This window comes from Sporosarcina sp. P16b, from assembly GCF_002743065.1.
Classification (GTDB): Bacteria; Bacillota; Bacilli; order Bacillales_A; family Planococcaceae; genus Sporosarcina.
Genome location: NZ_PDYO01000001.1, coordinates 452,192 through 468,732, shown reverse-complemented (window position 1 = coordinate 468,732; position 16,541 = coordinate 452,192). Strand labels below are relative to the sequence as shown.

The following is a 16,541-nucleotide window of genomic DNA, read 5'->3' as shown; positions in this document are numbered from 1 at the left end:
AAAACTACCTGTGGGTAGTCGTAAAGAATCCAATTATCAGGAATGGGAAATTGGTTAAATCCGATCCCGGTGTGGTATGAATCATGTGCAAAAACATGATTATCTCTACGTGTGAAAAACGGGACGGTGTACTTGTCCGAGTATGGTAAAATGCACAACATTAGATTGTTCTTCCTCTGGTGAGTACTTTAACCGGAATATATTATAAAGAAGAATGTATCCAAGCAAAATTAGGCTACCTGACACCCATAAAATATGGTGTCAGGTAGCCTAATCATGTGTTTTATAAGTCTTTTATTTTTTTAATGAACTAAATAAAGAATCGTAAGCTATAACGACTTGCTGGTAATAACCGACTAACTTGTCCCAAACCGTTGATTGAATTGCTTCATCATTCTCAGCTGGAAGTTCTGGAGCATCATCGCTAGTAGTTGCATCTTCAGCTACTTCTTCATCCCCAGCAGAAATTTCTGGTGTGTCATCGCTAGTAGTCGCGTCTTCAGCTACTTCTTCATCCCCAACAGGAACTTCTGGTGTGTCATTACCCTCGTCTGTTGTTTCATCCTCTACATCTTCACCTTCAATGGGAAGTGCCACAAGGTCGTCGCTTTCAGTAGGTGCTTCGATTACAATATCATCTTCAAGAGGCAAGATCCCACCAAGACGATCTTGGATGAGGTAATCATAATATTCAATTAAACTATTATAGTTCTGTATGACAGACCTATATTCATTCGCTAGATTTTCTGTTATAATCGTATCATCAGTAATTTGGTCAGTTGACGGCGTATCCCCAATGATATTCTCGTCAGCTGGCTCTTCTATTTCCTCTAATGAATCTTCTACGATTTCCGTTTCGTCTTCATCGGTTGCATCCACATCTGCTTCCTCTTCGTTAACTGGAAGTTCAGCGTTTTCGTCTTCATCGGTTGCATCTTCATCTACTTCCTCTTCGTCAATTGGAAGTTCAGCGTTTTCGTCTTCATCGGTTGCATCCTCATCTACTTCCTCTTCGACAACTGGAAGTTCAGCGTTTTCGTTTTCATCGATCGCATCCTCATCTGCTTCCTCTTCGTCAACTGGAAGTTCAGCGTTTTCATCTTCATCAATCGAATCCTCATCTACTTCCTCTTCGTCAACTGGAAGTTCAGCGTTTTCATCTTCATCGATCGCATCTTCATCTACTTCCTCTTCGTCAATTGGAAGTTCAGCGTTTTCGTCTTCATCGGTTGCATCTTCATCTGCTTCCTCTTCGTCAATTGGAAGTTCAGTGTTTTCGTCTTCATCGACCGGATCTTCATCTACTTCCTCTTCGTCAACTGGAAGTTCAGCGTTTCCGTCTTCATCGACCGGATCTTCAGTTGGTACTTCACCATCTACAGGAATGTCATCTGATTCGTCCTCCTCTAAAGGATCATCCGTTTCATCTTCGTCTTTTGCTTTTTCTTGCCACTTTTTACTTGCAATGGTGCGCATTATTTTTCCTTTTTCGGGTGAACCCGGAATGCTCGTTGCATAAGATGAAACTTCTTCACCATGATTTTTAAATTGTGTAACCTCACTCTTTTCGTCGGCTGACGCGGCTCCTACTCCGAATAATGCAGCAGTTACCATTGAAGTTGACATTACAAACGGCAACAATTTCTTGTTCGTGTTTTTTTCGTTTTGATTTTTTATTTCCTTAACCAATACCATCAAACTCCCTTCGATTTTTAAAAAATAAATTTTCAATTACTCTAACCGTACATTCACCATGCATTCTATTAAGTTGCTATGTACATCTACCTCCTTGAAGGCAAGACAGGTTCGTCCGAAATGATGCTCTCCGACGAATCATTTATCAATGTCCCGTCTGCATCTACAACAATAACAAAGTAAAAAAATAAGCGGATAACAATCATGTGACAATTTCCAATGGAAAAACTATCCTTTGTTATAATTGAAAAGTGTTCCCGGAGTCCTAGTTTTTTAAAGGGAAAAGATGAAAACAAAGGACCTTACTAGCAGAAGCGCTGGGAAGTCTCGTTTTATATTTCATAAAAAAAGTCGACAAAGCCTTCCATTTGTGCCGTGCGTTACTTTTTCAGTATATTTCCAGTGAGACCTTAAGGCCTAGCCAACTCTGTTACATTCGGGAATAAATGAAGAAATTTTGTGACAAATCTGAAGTTTCGTGTAATATTGCACTCCAAAAGAAATCTTTCTGTAATAAAAGTAGAAAGCAAAGTAACTTCCGAGGTCAGAGAAGTGAGAATATAACTCTTCACTTTTTCACAGCTTATGAGTCGCGCTTATTTCCTATTGACTTTAAGGGTATTCTTTCTACCTAACCAAATTTTGCGTTAAGTAGACTACCTATCATTCTTTAACGTCAAACATATCAGCCAGCTTTACACGTGCTTAATCGAAAACAATTTGGCATCATGTTGTGATGAAGCGCTGTTTATAAATCTTCGGACTGGGAAGTGCGGAAACGTGTTAGTCCCGTATTTGTTGATAATGCTCAACATTTTTTAATCACCAAAGAGATGCAGCGAGCTAGCCACGTTGATCATCAAGCCTTATCGGATACAGTCGGCCGCGAGTCATTATCTGATTTTGTTTACACGATAATTGATAATATCATTGTTTTATATAAGCGCGCGCAATCCATTACTTTTATAAAATGTATCACGCACACTTTTGCGTTTAGGTCTCTTTTTCAAAGTCAATTTGCACTGACACGCTATCATTACAATGAAAAAACCACTTAAAATGGTGATTTTAAGTGGTTTTTTCCAAGCGCCTTAACCCACGTTGCCACAGGGTACGGACGCAATCATATTTAAATGTACAACCCACAGCCTAGTGTATGAATAGCAACTGAAGACATAAGTTGTTCAGTTCTTTCATTCAAATTCATAAGACATAGCGGACAATACATATAAAGGTGCTGTTTCCGTGCGTAGGATTCTAGGCCCCAACGACACGGGGAGGAAACCTGCATCTTGAAGTAAAGCGGCTTCTTCCCGCGCTAATCCGCCTTCCGGTCCAAAAACAACTACTATCGATTGTCCATGATAAACGTTTTTCAGACGGTCCGCAATCTTATGCGGCATATCACTTTTCGCATCTTCTTCATCCGCAAATAATTTGACATCAAAGGAATCTGTATATGTAATCAGTTGCTTGATGCTTTGGACAGATAAAATCTCGGGTACTTGGTTACGATGACTTTGTTCAGCGGCTTCCTTAGCAATTTTTTGCAAACGTTCGATACGTTTATCGCCTTTTTTAGCATCCCATTTGACGATGGATCGACTGGCAGCAAAAGGAATCAATCGTCTCATACCGAGTTCGGTACTTTTTTGCGTTATCAAATCCAGTTTATCGCCTTTAGGCAATCCGCAGGCAATCGTTACAGCTATCGGTAACTCGTTATTTTTGTCCAGTTGTCTCTGCTGAGAAACGGTAACGATGTCTTCAGAAATACTGTCGATCATCGCTACCGAAGCTACGCCATCATAGACAGTCAGTATTTCCTGACCTGGCGTCATGCGCATTACTTTGACGATATGCTTATAATCATCCCCACCGATTGCTACTTGACGCTGCTCATCAAATGGTTGATTCAGAAAATAACGTTGCATGATTATTCACTACCCTTACGCGCAATAATCGCTACCCAATCTTCCATGAGAACCGTTTCCAAAATCTCAAAACCTTGCGCTATCAAGTCGTTGCGCACTTCGTCCCGTTTCGCACCGATGATACCGGATGTAATAAATAATCCACCTGGTTTAACGAGTTGATATGCATCTTGGGAAAACGACATGATCACTTCCGCCAATATATTCGCAATAATCATGTCGGGCGGTTCTTCTATCGAATCGAGAAGATTACCTTTCAAGACGGTAATGCGATCATCTGCATCGTTATACGTCACATTTTCCTGTGCAGCGCGTACAGCGACTTCATCCAAGTCAAGCGCGGTAATATGTTTTGCCCCAAGTAAAGCAGCGCCGATTGCTAGGACTCCAGAACCTGTTCCTACATCCACAATCATTTGATCAGGTTGAAGGTATTTTTCCAACGCTTGTAAACAGAGGACTGTTGTAGGATGTGTGCCCGTACCGAATGCCATCCCCGGATCCAATTCGATGATCAATTCATCAGATTCCACTGGTGTATACTCTTCCCATGTAGGAACAATGGTGAAACGCTTTGAGATCTTTACCGGATGGAAGTATTGTTTCCACGAGTTAGCCCAATCTTCTTCATCCACTTCTGTAATGCCTATAGTAAAGCGTCCAGGATCTAATGAAAACTGACGAAGGCTTTCAATTTCTAATTCAAGATTTTCAACTGTTTCATTGATGAAACTAGTGACAGGCAAATAAGCTTTTATAATGACACCCTCGATTGGGAAGTCATCTCTATCTAAAGCATATATTTCACCATATTGGTCTACTCGTTCTTTTCCAGGTTCTTCGGAATCTTCAATTACGACTCCGCTCGCGCCAGCTTCATGCAAGATGTTCGCTACTGCCTCGGTTGCTTCATGTGTCGTGTGCACGGAAACTTCAGACCATTTCACAGTTAGTCAATCCTTTCATTCACCTTTAAAAGTGCGTTTGATTTTATCGAAGAATGAGCTGGAATACTCATCAGGTGATTCCCCTTCAATTGATGCAAACTCACGCAATAATTCTTTTTGTCGCTCCGTCATTTTTTTCGGAGTCGTCACTTTGACGATCACATGTTGGTCGCCTGTTCCATGACCATGTACGTTTGGAACCCCTTTGCCACGAAGGCGGAAAGTTGTACCGTTTTGTGTACCGGCTGGAATCTTCAACTTCACTTTGCCATGCACCGTTTGCACTTCGAGTTCGTCTCCTAATGATGCTTGCGGGAACGTCAAGTTCAATTCCAGTATAATATCATCCTCTTCACGAATGAAACGTTTATGTGGACGGACATTAAAGACGATGTACAAGTCTCCAGGAGGTCCTCCATTAATTCCTGCTTCACCTTGTCCACCTACCCGTAGACGTTGTCCTTGGTCTACTCCAGCCGGAATCGTTATTTTGATGACTTTGTTTTTCGTTACGCGACCTTTACCACGACATGCTTCACATTTTTCAGGAATAATTTTTCCTGTACCCTGACATGTAGGGCATGTTCTGCGGTTCACAACTTGACCAAATGGTGTGTTTTGAGCGAATGAAACCTCACCTGAACCATTACATTCCGTACATGTTTTAACGCTTGTGCCTTTTTTAGCACCTGTGCCGTCACATGTATCACATTCTTCTTCGCGAGGAATATCTATTTCTGTTTCTTTACCGAAAATGGCATCCATAAAGTCGACTGTCATTGTATATTGCAAGTCATTACCTTTTTGTGGAGCATTTGGATCTCTTCTCCTTGCGTTTCCACCGAAGAACGTGCTGAAAATATCCTCAAAGCCAAAGCCATCTGCACCTCCGCCGCCAAATCCACCGAAGCCTGCACCTGGCCCATTGTGACCGTATTGATCATATTCGGCCCTTTTGTTCTCATCGCTCAACACTTCAAATGCTTCTGTTACTTCTTTAAATTTTACTTCCGCATCCGCTTCTTTGTTCAAGTCTGGATGGTACTTTTTAGAAAGTGTACGGTATGCTTTGCGGATCTCTTCCTTCGTAGCGGATTTAGAAACGCCCAGCACCTCATAGTAATCTCGTTTACTCATCATTGCACCCCTCATCGCATTTTACCTGTTGTCCATTGTAACACGTTAATATCGAATTTTGTTAAGTTAACAAACGAAAAAGTCAAAGCCGGAATTTCGGACTTTGACTTTTCCGTCAATAGCTATTTTAATTTACTTATTTATTATCTTTGTCATCTTCTACTTCTTCGAAATCTGCGTCCACTACACTGTCGTCTTCTTGACCAGGTTGTGCATCGCCTTGAGCCGCTTGCGCTTCTGCAGCAGCTTGCTCATATAGTTTTACAGATAGAGCTTGTACCAATTCGTCAAGTTTTTCTTTCTTCAAACGAATTTCCTCAAGGTCTCCAGATTCATTAGCAGCTTTCAATTCTTCCAACGCCGCTTCTGCTTCTTTAACTTCCGCTTCGTCCACTTTGCCTTCTATATCTTTAAGTGTCTTTTCAGCCATAAATACTAACTGATCCGCTTCGTTGCGAAGTTCTGCTTCTTCTTTACGCTTTTTATCTTCTTCAGCGTGAGCTTCCGCATCTTTCACCATTTGATCAATTTCTTCATCGGAAAGACCTGAACTAGATTGGATCGTAATGTTCTGTTCTTTTTGTGTACCCATATCTTTCGCTTTAACATTGACGATACCGTTTTTGTCGATGTCGAATGTTACTTCGATTTGAGGAACGCCACGTGGTGCTGGTGGAATGTCCGTCAATTGGAAACGGCCTAATGTTTTATTGTCAGTTGCCATCGGACGCTCACCTTGCAATACATGGATGTCTACTGCCGGTTGGTTGTCAGCTGCTGTAGAGAACACTTGCGACTTGCTCGTAGGGATTGTCGTGTTGCGGTCAATTAGTTTTGTGAAAACAGAGCCCATTGTTTCAATACCTAATGATAGAGGTGTTACGTCAAGAAGTACAACGTCTTTTACGTCTCCAGTTAAGATTGAACCTTGTACTGCCGCACCCATCGCTACTACTTCGTCTGGGTTTACGCCTTTGAACGGCTCTTTGCCCGTTACATTTTTGATTGCTTCTTGTACTGCTGGAATACGTGTAGAACCACCAACTAAGATGACACGGTCGATGTCAGAAGCTGTTAGATCTGCGTCTTTTAGTGCTTGACGAGTTGGAATCATAGAACGTTCTACAAGGCTTGCTGTTAACTCATCGAATTTAGCGCGAGTCAATGTGATTTCCAAGTGTAGTGGTCCTGCTTCTCCAGCCGTGATGAACGGAAGAGAGATGGAAGTGGATGTTACACCAGACAAATCTTTCTTCGCTTTTTCAGCTGCATCTTTTAGACGTTGCATAGCCATTTTATCTTTCGAAAGATCAATGGAGTTTTCTTTACGGAATTCTTGTACCAAGTAATCAATGATAATGTCGTCAAAGTCGTCTCCACCAAGTTTATTGTCACCTGCTGTTGAACGTACTTGGAATACTCCGTCGCCAAGTTCTAGAATGGATACGTCAAATGTACCGCCACCTAGGTCATATACTAAAATGGTTTGATCTTCATCCGTTTTATCCATACCATAAGCTAGTGCTGCTGCTGTTGGCTCGTTGATGATACGCTCTACTTCAAGACCAGCGATTGTACCAGCATCTTTTGTTGCTTGACGCTGTGCATCGTTAAAGTACGCAGGAACTGTAACAACAGCCTTCGTTACTTTTTCGCCCAAGTATTCTTCAGCATAACCCTTCATGTATTGAAGAATCATAGCAGAAACTTCTTGTGGAGAATATTCTTGGCCATCCACTTCTACTTTGTAGTCCGTACCCATATGTCTTTTAACAGACATGATCGTGTTAGGGTTTGTGATGGATTGACGTTTTGCTACTTCCCCTACTTGACGTTCGCCGTTTTTGAATGCAACTACGGACGGTGATGTTCTGTTGCCTTCAGGATTCGGAATTACTTTCGCTTCTCCGCCTTCATATACTGCTACTACTGAGTTTGTTGTACCTAAATCAATACCGATAATTTTGCTCATGTGTAATTTTCCTCCTATAATGTGAATGCTGTAATTTTTTACTCGTTTACTTTAACCATGGATGGTCGTAGTACACGTTCTTTCAGTTTATATCCTTTTTGCAGTTCTTCCAAAACAATTCCAGAATCTTTTCCTTCTTCATTGCCTGTCATTACTGCTTGATGGAAGTTTGGATCAAACTCTTGATCAAGCGCTTCGATTTCTTCCAGGCCATCAGACTTTAAAGCTTCTAGTAATGAACGATAAACCATTTCCATCCCTGTTAAGAGGGCCTTCGTCTCTTCCTCTTTTGCTTCAACTGAAAGTGCACGTTCGAAGTTATCAAGTACAGGCAGAATATTAACCATTACATTTTGTGAACGGTATGTTTGCAACGTTTGATAGTCGAGTGAAGCTCGTCTCTTAACGTTTTCCATATCTGCCATTACGCGTAATTTCTTACCTTCTTCATCTTCAAGAGCCTTTGTTAACTCATCGATCTTTTTCTCAAGCTCTTGTTCTAAAGTAAGCTCTTCGACGATTTCTTCAACATCTTGCTGTTCTGTCGCTTTAGTTTGCTCTTGCTCATCTTCGGAAAGATTTTCATCTAGTTGCTCTTCAAACTCTTGATTTTCTTTCACGTGTCTTGCCTCCCGTTTCCGTCTTTTCCGATTGTTAACTGATGAAGAGCGGAAGATAAATCACTGCTTAGTATATCGAGCAATGTAATAACTCTTCCGTAATCCATCCGCTTCGGACCGATAATTGCGATGGAACCTTCCATATTCTCTCCTGCCGAGTACGTGGAAGTAATCACGCTGTAGTCTTCCATTTCAATCACATTATTTTCAGAACCAATACGAACTTGGATCCCTTGTTCGTTTTTTTGGAAAAGCCCCATGGCAGGATTACCTTTCTCTATTAGTTCGAAAAATGCCTGCATCTTCTGGAAGTCGTGAAATTCCGGTTGTTTCCACATATTCAACTTTCCGCCAAAATACAATCGTTCTTCCGGCTCCACTGCCATTGCTTGCTGCAATGAGCTGAATAGTTGTTCAGCTTGGTGAATATGCTGTTCAAATACATGCTTCGCTTCGAGTTGTAATTTTTGCTGCAACTGCACTAGCGATGTGCCGATTAGGCGTTCATTTAAAATATTTACCGTCTTCTCAATTTCCGAAGCAGTAAGACCAGGTGGCACATCAAAGATCCGATTTTCCACATGTCCGTTATCCGTTACGATAATCGCCACTGCCCGTTTTTGATCTAGTGGAACAATAGAGAATTTCTTGACGGCATGCGTAGAGGTATCAGGTCCAAGTAGGATGGACGTATAATTCGTTAAGTCAGATAGAATGGTTGCGGATTTCCGAATTAATTCTTCTGATTCTCCCACTTTCTCCTGAAACATCGTACGTAACTGCAAGCTGTCTTCCAGGCCTAAAGCTTGTGGTTGCAATAAATGGTCCACAAAGAACCGATAGCCTTTTTCGGAAGGCACTCTTCCAGATGATGTGTGAGTCTTCTCTAAATAACCCATATCCTCCAGATCCGCCATGTCATTCCGAATCGTTGCCGAACTAAATGGCGCTTCCGGCTTTTTCGACAGTTGTCTCGAACCAACCGGTTGAGCAGACTCGATAAAATCTTTCACTGTCAATTGTAGTATGAGCAATTGTCTGTTTGTCAACATGATCATCACTCCTGTTAGCACTCATTAACCTCGAGTGCTAATACTACTCATAATTTATCAAATTCTATTTTATATGTCAACGAATCAAACTCAATCTCCCAATAAAAATTCCTGAAATACCGAATTCCCTTGAAAAACACCTTTTCTAGTTAAGCGGAGATGATCTCCATCGATTTCTAAAAGTCCTTGTTGTTGCATTTTTTCTATCGGTTTACCGAATACTTGATGAATAGGACGCTGGAATTTCTGCTCGAATTCTTGCATCGATACTCCTTCAATGATTCGTAGACCAAGAAACATTTCTTCCTCCATCGATTCGGCAAGAGTTACTTCATGCACATCTTTACGAGGTAACTTTCCTTCCTCCAATAGATTAATGTAATGCGTCAACGGTCCGACGTTCGCATAACGCTCGTTGCCAATATAACCATGGGCGCCTGCACCAATACCTGCATAGTTGGAGTTTTCCCAATAAATCAGGTTATGAAACGAAGGATGTTCAGGTTTAGCAAAATTACTGATTTCATATTGATCGCGACCTGCTGCATGCATGCGATCCATCACCATGGCGAACATCTCTGCTTCCATGTCTTCTCCTGGCAATGGCAACTTCCCTTTGACCATTCGATTATAAAAGACGGTTTTCGGTTCTACGATCAAAGAATAGGCAGAGTAATGAGGCAGATCTAGCGCTAATGCACGATCAATTGTCTCTTCCCATTCTTTCAGTGTTTGAGTCGGTAGGCTGTACATTAAATCAATGCTAATGTTTTCGAAACCGACTTTACGCGCGGCCTGAATAACGTTCTCCACGTCCTCATTAGAATGTGTTCGCCCAATTTGTTTCAGTAATCGTTCATTAAAAGTTTGCACGCCGATCGACAAGCGATTTACGCCACTTTCCTTCAGTATAGAAAGTTGTCCTTCCGATAAATCATCAGGGTTTGCTTCTGTTGTGAATTCTTTCAATGCCGTGACGTCGATATACTGTGAAACAATTGTCAGTAACCGATCGAGCTGAGGAACGTTGAGTGCCGTCGGTGTGCCACCGCCTAAAAAGACAGTTTCCACTTCTTGAAATGAAAAGCCGGCTTCTTTCATATAATAAAATTCTTTGCCAATCGATTCGATGTATTGATCGACGGGTTGATTTTTTAGAAATACTTTATTGAAATCGCAATAATGACAAATTTGCTGGCAAAACGGTATATGGATATACACTCCCCGCATGCTGTCACATCCTTTGTTTGAGTATGTAAACAGCAAAAAGAGGGCGGTTTGCCCCCTTTTCGCTGAATTTAATTATTCTTCATCCATCTTAAGAACAGCCATGAACGCTTCTTGTGGAACTTCCACAGAGCCAACTTGCTTCATCTTTTTCTTACCTTCTTTTTGTTTCTCAAGCAATTTACGTTTACGAGAAATATCTCCACCGTAACATTTTGCTAAGACGTTTTTACCCATAGATTTAATGGTTGAACGTGCAACGATTTTCTGCCCGATTGCCGCTTGGACAGGCACTTCGAACTGTTGCCTTGGAATTAACGACTTCAGTTTCTCAACAATCGCCTTCCCACGTTCGTAGCTAAAGTCACTGTGCACGATAAAGCTTAACGCATCAACAGTTTCACCATTTAACAAAATATCCATTTTAACGAGTTTCGATCGTTTATAGCCAATCAATTCATAATCCAGTGATGCGTACCCTTTTGTACTAGACTTTAATTGGTCAAAGAAGTCATAAACAATCTCAGCTAATGGCAGTTCATAGATAATATTGACACGGGATGCGTCCATATAATCCATCGTCAAGAAATCCCCACGTTTACGCTGACAGAGCTCCATTACGGACCCTACGTAATCATTCGGTACCATAATCGAAGCTTTAACATATGGTTCTTCGACAAAGTCTACTTTTTGTGCACTAGGCATCATCGATGGGTTATCGACGTTCATCGTCGAGCCGTCCGTTAAGTTTACTTTATAAATAACGCTAGGTGCTGTCGTGATCAAATCGATCTTGAATTCACGTTCGATTCGCTCCTGAATGATCTCCATGTGTAACAGTCCTAGGAAACCACAACGATAACCGAAACCTAGCGCTTGTGATGTCTCTGGCTCATATTCAAGCGCAGAGTCATTTAGTTCGAGCTTTTCAAGCGCTTCACGCAAATCGTTGTATTTGGATGTATCGATTGGATACAGTCCGCAGAACACCATCGGATTCATACGACGGTAACCTGGTAATGCTTCCTCGGCAGGATCATTGACAAGTGTAATCGTATCCCCTACTTGTGTATCGCCTACTGTTTTAATGGAGGCAGATAAGAATCCTACATCTCCTACAGTCAATTCATCACGTGGAGAAATACCTGGAGTGAAGACACCTAGTTCCAGTACTTCAAATTCTTTACCCGTTGCCATCATGCGAATCATATCGCCAGGCTTTACTTTTCCTTCTACGATACGAATATTGACGATAACACCTTTATATTGATCATAGTGAGAGTCAAAGATCAACGCTTTTAGTGGCGCATCCGGATCTCCTTGTGGTGCTGGAACTTTTTCTACGATCTGTTCCAGGATTTCATCAATCCCTATTCCGGCTTTCGCGGAAGCTAAAACTGCTTCGGATGCGTCTAATCCAATCACATCTTCAATTTCTTTTTTCACACGGTCTGGATCAGCCGCCGGTAGGTCGATTTTATTAATAACAGGTAATATTTCCAAATCATTGTCTAGCGCTAGATAAACGTTCGCCAATGTTTGCGCTTCGATGCCTTGCGCAGAATCTACTACAAGAATAGCGCCTTCACAAGCAGCTAAACTTCTTGAAACTTCATATGTGAAGTCGACGTGTCCTGGTGTATCGATCAAGTGGAATGTATAGTCTTCACCATTCTTTGCTGTATAGACTAACTGAACGGCATTCAATTTAATGGTGATACCGCGCTCACGTTCTAGATCCATCGAATCCAATGATTGGGCTTTCATGTTACGTGTTTTCACTATTTCTGTTTTTTCTAGTATCCGATCCGCCAGCGTTGATTTCCCGTGGTCGATATGGGCAATGATAGAAAAATTTCGAATGTTTTTTTGACGTGTTGCTCTCTGCTCTTGATTCATCACTGTTCACTCCTACATGTACGTACCTATTTAAGCTACTTGAATTATAGCAGTGAACGGTTCAGACTTCAATATTTGAAAGATTATTGCACAATCATCATAGCGGAAATAGATTCACCAACGACAGAGATCGTTTGATTGAGCTCCATTTCCGTATTACCCACACCGCCCATTTCGATTAATATAATGCTGGTATTTAGATCTTGATTGTATTTACCATCTACTCCACGGCCACCTTTAATAATGATTTCCCGCGTAATGCCAGGCACTAATTTTTCCATCTCATTTTTCAATTGCTTCGCTTTGGCCAAGTTCCGTTCGTAATACGGATGGTCTCTTCCAATGACAAATGCCACTTTTGCATAGCGTTGACCGGCATGTGTGATCGTTGTTTTTGAAGGGCCGAGCGAATCTCTGTGCATATCGATGACTAAATCATAAGATTGCTCGTTAACCTTCTTTTCCACATAGGGTCTAATCGCAGCATACGAACGGTGATACGGTATCTTCTTTTGTTGCATGATTTTCACAATATCGATATCGAGCTGTTCTGCTGCTAGGCCATGTGAAATTAAATTTTCTTTTAGCCGCTCGCCCACTTTTAAAATATTCTCTGAATGATGGGATACCGCCACTTTTCCGTTCGCTGCTTGCGTAATAGGTTCATACGCTTCATGTGAGTGGGTCGAATAAATCAACACATTCCCTTCTATCTTCGGTCGAATATCTTCCTCCAATACATTGGATGCATAGACAATTGTGCTCGGTTCCTTTAACGAGAGGGCAGTGGAAATGGTTGGCTGTTTGGGAATGTACTGCAAGACGACAGGAAAGATGAACAATACAAAAATAACGCTCATCCAGATTTGCAAAGTTTTTTTCATAGTAATCCCTCCATCTTCCACACTATGCGGAAGAAAAAAGGTCAATGACTAGTTCATTCATTTACTTTGTGAATCCAGGTAATTAATGAAGAAGATAATGCAATGGCGTAATTTGCGACCCATGAATCAATTTCTTTTGGTGAAATAAATGTCGCCAATTCCTGATTTGTCAGCACTTCTTCAAATAATTGGATTCGTTCTTCATGCGTCCATGATGACCAATCACCAAATATGGGGCCAAGCGCTGTGCGATCCGCATCTTTTGTTGAACGTTGGGGGAACCGACCTGTTGAAAGTTTTGACGAAGGCATGCCATCTTCTTCTATTTTCGCTGCGATATAGCCGAACATCGTATCAATAGCATCCGCCACTAGTACAGGTCCATCCACCACTGTCGGTACACCTATGGCAATCACAGGGATGCCAAGACTTTTTTCCGATAGCTCTTTGCGGCTATTACCTACACCCGAGCCCGGATGAATACCGGTATCCGTCAGCTGAACCGTGCGGCAAAGCCTTGCGCTACTCCTTGCAGCAAGCGCATCAACGACAAGCAATAGATCCGGCTTACTTTGATCTACAATCGCTTTAACAAAAGAAGCAGTTTCCAAACCAGTCTGAATGGTTACACCCGGCGCATACACCATGACACCACTCTCATCTGCTTCGTAATAATCTGGAATAACTTCCTTCACATAATCCATAACAGCGGGTCCCACTGCGTCTGGCGTAATTTCTCGGTTGCCAAGACCAACACACAACACTTTTTTTATGCCGCCCGGTAACTTTTCTTTAATCAATGTGTCCATTTTTTCTACCACAAGTTTACATAATACTTGAAGCTCCTCGATTTCGTGAACAGCAAGTGTTGGAATCGTCAGCGTAATATATGTACCTTTCGCTTTCCCGATTTCTTCTTCCCCTTCCGCTGTCACTTTTACAGTAGTCGCCTTAATTCGACCGATTGTTTGTTCTTCGACATGTATTCCGGACATTTCCTTTAATTTCTTTTCCTCTTGCTCGGTCTGATGTCTGACAAACTCATCACTTTCATCAATTAAATCCGTACGGTAGTAATTGATTTCACTCATTTTCTTCACCTCTACTAACAAGTTTGTGCAATTTACCGGCGTTTATTCTCGAATAGATTACTGTAAAGTTGAATCGCTTTACTTTTTTTCTTGCAATCTGTCGGTAGCTTTGATAAAATTATGCTTGTTGTAAAGAGATATCCGGATGATTGTGGAAACACTCTTGCCTTACCTGAAAGCTGGAGGTGAATGAAATGCCAAACATTAAAGGTGCTATTAAACGCGTGAAGCAAAGTGCTGCTGCTAACGAGCAAAACTCTCACGTAAAAGCTTCTATGCGTACTGCAATCCGTAAAGCGGATGCGGCTCTTACTAATAAAGAAGAGAACGCTGAAGAACTTTTGAGAGATGCTGTGAAACAATTGGATACTGCTGCCCGTAAAGGTCTTATCCCAAGAAACACTGCTGCTCGTCAAAAATCACGTCTAACTAAAAAAGCTCAATAATGATATGTTAAAAGACTGCCTCATTGTGACGGCAGTCTTTTTTTGCGTTCTTATAGTCCATTCATTAAAAATAATTCCAATTTACGCTGACGATTACCACCCGTCGTTTTAAGTTGCAGATCAATAGTCGCCAAATTATCCAATGCTTTAAGCAACACTTCCAAAGAGGGTAGCTTTCGTTGCATCATCAATTTAACACGATATGGATGGATCCGAAGCGTTGTAGCGATTTGTTGTTGTTGATAACCTTTTTTCCGTAAATTTGACACATGAATCATTAAACGCACTTGACTCGCAACGAGTGACGCCAGCATGATCGGCTCTTCCCCATTACGTATTAAGTCATGATAGACAGCGATGGATTCTGCCCGTTTATTATTGACAAATAAATCCGTTAGGCGAAATACGTCCATCTCAGGTGTCCTAGTTACTAGTTGCTCAATTGTATTGATATCCACCGTGCCCTTAAACGCTAAGTAGCCAGCTAGCTTATCGATTTCAGTTGACAATGTCAGTAAGTCGGTTCCAGACAGCTCCATAAGAAATTCAGCTGTTCTTTTATCGAATTCAATACCTTTATCTTTACCTTGCTGCATAATCCACGTAAATACATCTTGCCCTTGTAACGCGATCGCTTCTACGACAACAGCATGTTTCTTTATTTTTTTCGTGATTTTCTTTCGTGCATCAAGCTTTTCATAAGGTGCGACAAACACTACTGTAGCCGTAGGAGATGGATTTTCTAGCCACTTTTCCAACAGTTCAAGTTGATGATTTTGTTTTTCCTTCGAATGATCCGTCGCTTTTAAGAATGAACAGTTTTTTGCGACGATCAATTTATGGTCGACTAAAAACGGAAATTCATCCGCCACTTCGAGCACAGCCTGAATTGGAATCTCTTCTAAATCAAATCGATTCACATCAGACGATGTCATACCCGGCACTGCCTTAATTAATCTTTTAATTGTTTCGTCCAGTAAGTGTTGCTCGGTGCCTGTCAGAAGATAAACTGGCTGCACATCACCTTTTTCAATTTGACTCCAAATTTTTGTAACCACTTTCTTCACCTCAATTACCGATTGCTTGCTATTAAAAACCTGTGATAACTATACATGAAAATCAATCATATCTCCATACTAGCATGTAAAGGAGGTTTTTTGATGAAAAAGTCTGACCGTCCACAAGTAAATTCCCGTAAACATTCGAAGCCTGTAGTGAAAGAAGAAATATCCCTAGAGTTAACAGAGCTCGAACATTTAGCACCGAAACAGGAACCGATGACTCCGAACCATCGGGAGACAGCAGAAAAGGATAAATATTATTGATTCCAAAAAGACAGAGCGGAATTTGCTATAAGCAACTCCGCTCTTGTAACGAATAATTCACTTACTCTATGAACAATTTGTGTCAACGTACGTTGCAACTCCTAAAAACTGCGATTTTAATGGATTTTTCTTTCACTTTCATCTATACTTAGTATGGAATTAGGAGGTGTAGCAATGAATGAATTTGAACATGATGTCCAATCCAAACGTAATGATGCGATTGACAGCGGCATCGGCTTTATAGTAGCGTTTATCGGTTTTTCTGCAATTTTTGTTGTTGCTACGATCATCGATATCGTCGCACTCTAATCA

15 protein-coding genes are annotated in these 16,541 nt (G+C 41.3%); 3 read left to right on the top strand and 12 right to left on the bottom strand.

From position 1 onward, the window contains the following. Positions 1-294: 294 nt before the first annotated feature. From CSV77_RS02330 to gpr, 11 genes are all read right to left on the bottom strand, one after another. Positions 295-1,689, bottom strand: a complete 1,395-nt coding sequence (locus CSV77_RS02330) for a putative sodium/potassium/calcium exchanger (protein WP_144034649.1) — start codon at positions 1,687-1,689, stop codon at positions 295-297. A gap of 1,199 nt (positions 1,690-2,888) precedes the next feature. Then, the gene (locus CSV77_RS02325) at positions 2,889-3,629 is read right to left on the bottom strand and encodes a 16S rRNA (uracil(1498)-N(3))-methyltransferase (protein WP_099672133.1); all 741 of its coding nucleotides are present in this window, start codon (positions 3,627-3,629) and stop codon (positions 2,889-2,891) included. 2 nt (positions 3,630-3,631) lie between these two features. Continuing rightward, entirely contained in the window at positions 3,632-4,576 is a 945-nt protein-coding gene (gene prmA, locus CSV77_RS02320; protein WP_099672132.1) for a 50S ribosomal protein L11 methyltransferase, read from the bottom strand. 15 nt (positions 4,577-4,591) lie between these two features. Next, on the bottom strand, positions 4,592-5,713 hold the full coding sequence (gene dnaJ, locus CSV77_RS02315; RefSeq protein WP_099672131.1) for a molecular chaperone DnaJ: 1,122 nt from the start codon (positions 5,711-5,713) through the stop codon (positions 4,592-4,594). A gap of 136 nt (positions 5,714-5,849) precedes the next feature. Continuing rightward, positions 5,850-7,685, bottom strand: a complete 1,836-nt coding sequence (gene dnaK / locus CSV77_RS02310) for a molecular chaperone DnaK (RefSeq protein ID WP_099672130.1) — start codon at positions 7,683-7,685, stop codon at positions 5,850-5,852. 38 nt (positions 7,686-7,723) lie between these two features. After that, a complete protein-coding gene (gene grpE / locus CSV77_RS02305; protein WP_099672129.1) occupies positions 7,724-8,305 on the bottom strand; it encodes a nucleotide exchange factor GrpE in 582 nt (193 codons plus the stop codon). After that, entirely contained in the window at positions 8,302-9,357 is a 1,056-nt protein-coding gene (hrcA, locus tag CSV77_RS02300; RefSeq protein WP_099672128.1) for a heat-inducible transcriptional repressor HrcA, read from the bottom strand. Before hrcA ends, grpE begins: the two co-directional genes overlap by 4 nt. Before the next feature lie 90 nt (positions 9,358-9,447). After that, positions 9,448-10,587: a radical SAM family heme chaperone HemW gene (gene hemW, locus CSV77_RS02295; RefSeq protein ID WP_099672127.1), complete on the bottom strand. Its 1,140-nt coding sequence runs from the start codon at positions 10,585-10,587 to the stop codon at positions 9,448-9,450. Between the two features lie 72 nt (positions 10,588-10,659). Continuing rightward, positions 10,660-12,483 carry a translation elongation factor 4 gene (gene lepA / locus CSV77_RS02290; protein ID WP_099637321.1) on the bottom strand — a complete coding sequence of 608 codons (1,824 nt, stop codon included), beginning with the start codon at positions 12,481-12,483 and terminating at the stop codon, positions 10,660-10,662. A gap of 83 nt (positions 12,484-12,566) precedes the next feature. Next, positions 12,567-13,367, bottom strand: a complete 801-nt coding sequence (gene spoIIP / locus CSV77_RS02285) for a stage II sporulation protein P (RefSeq protein WP_233189626.1) — start codon at positions 13,365-13,367, stop codon at positions 12,567-12,569. Positions 13,368-13,420: 53 nt separating this feature from the next. Further along, on the bottom strand, positions 13,421-14,458 hold the full coding sequence (gene gpr / locus CSV77_RS02280) for a GPR endopeptidase (RefSeq protein WP_099672126.1): 1,038 nt from the start codon (positions 14,456-14,458) through the stop codon (positions 13,421-13,423). Between the two features lie 194 nt (positions 14,459-14,652). Between gpr and rpsT the strand changes: the two genes are divergently transcribed. Then, complete coding sequence (gene rpsT, locus CSV77_RS02275) at positions 14,653-14,904, top strand: 30S ribosomal protein S20 (RefSeq protein WP_099631645.1); 252 nt, start codon at positions 14,653-14,655, stop codon at positions 14,902-14,904. A 50-nt stretch (positions 14,905-14,954) separates the two neighbouring features. On the opposite strand, the gene holA is transcribed toward rpsT, so the two are convergent. Continuing rightward, entirely contained in the window at positions 14,955-15,962 is a 1,008-nt protein-coding gene (gene holA / locus CSV77_RS02270) for a DNA polymerase III subunit delta (RefSeq protein WP_099672125.1), read from the bottom strand. 102 nt (positions 15,963-16,064) lie between these two features. Between holA and CSV77_RS16825 the strand changes: the two genes are divergently transcribed. Together CSV77_RS16825 and CSV77_RS02265 are read left to right on the top strand one after the other, a co-directional pair. Beyond that, positions 16,065-16,229, top strand: coding sequence for a hypothetical protein (locus CSV77_RS16825; RefSeq protein WP_158232002.1), 165 nt, complete (start codon positions 16,065-16,067; stop codon positions 16,227-16,229). Positions 16,230-16,403: 174 nt separating this feature from the next. Beyond that, positions 16,404-16,538 (top strand): YqzM family protein, encoded by a 135-nt coding sequence (locus CSV77_RS02265; RefSeq protein WP_029054667.1) that lies wholly within the window; start codon positions 16,404-16,406, stop codon positions 16,536-16,538. Positions 16,539-16,541: the final 3 nt, after the last annotated feature.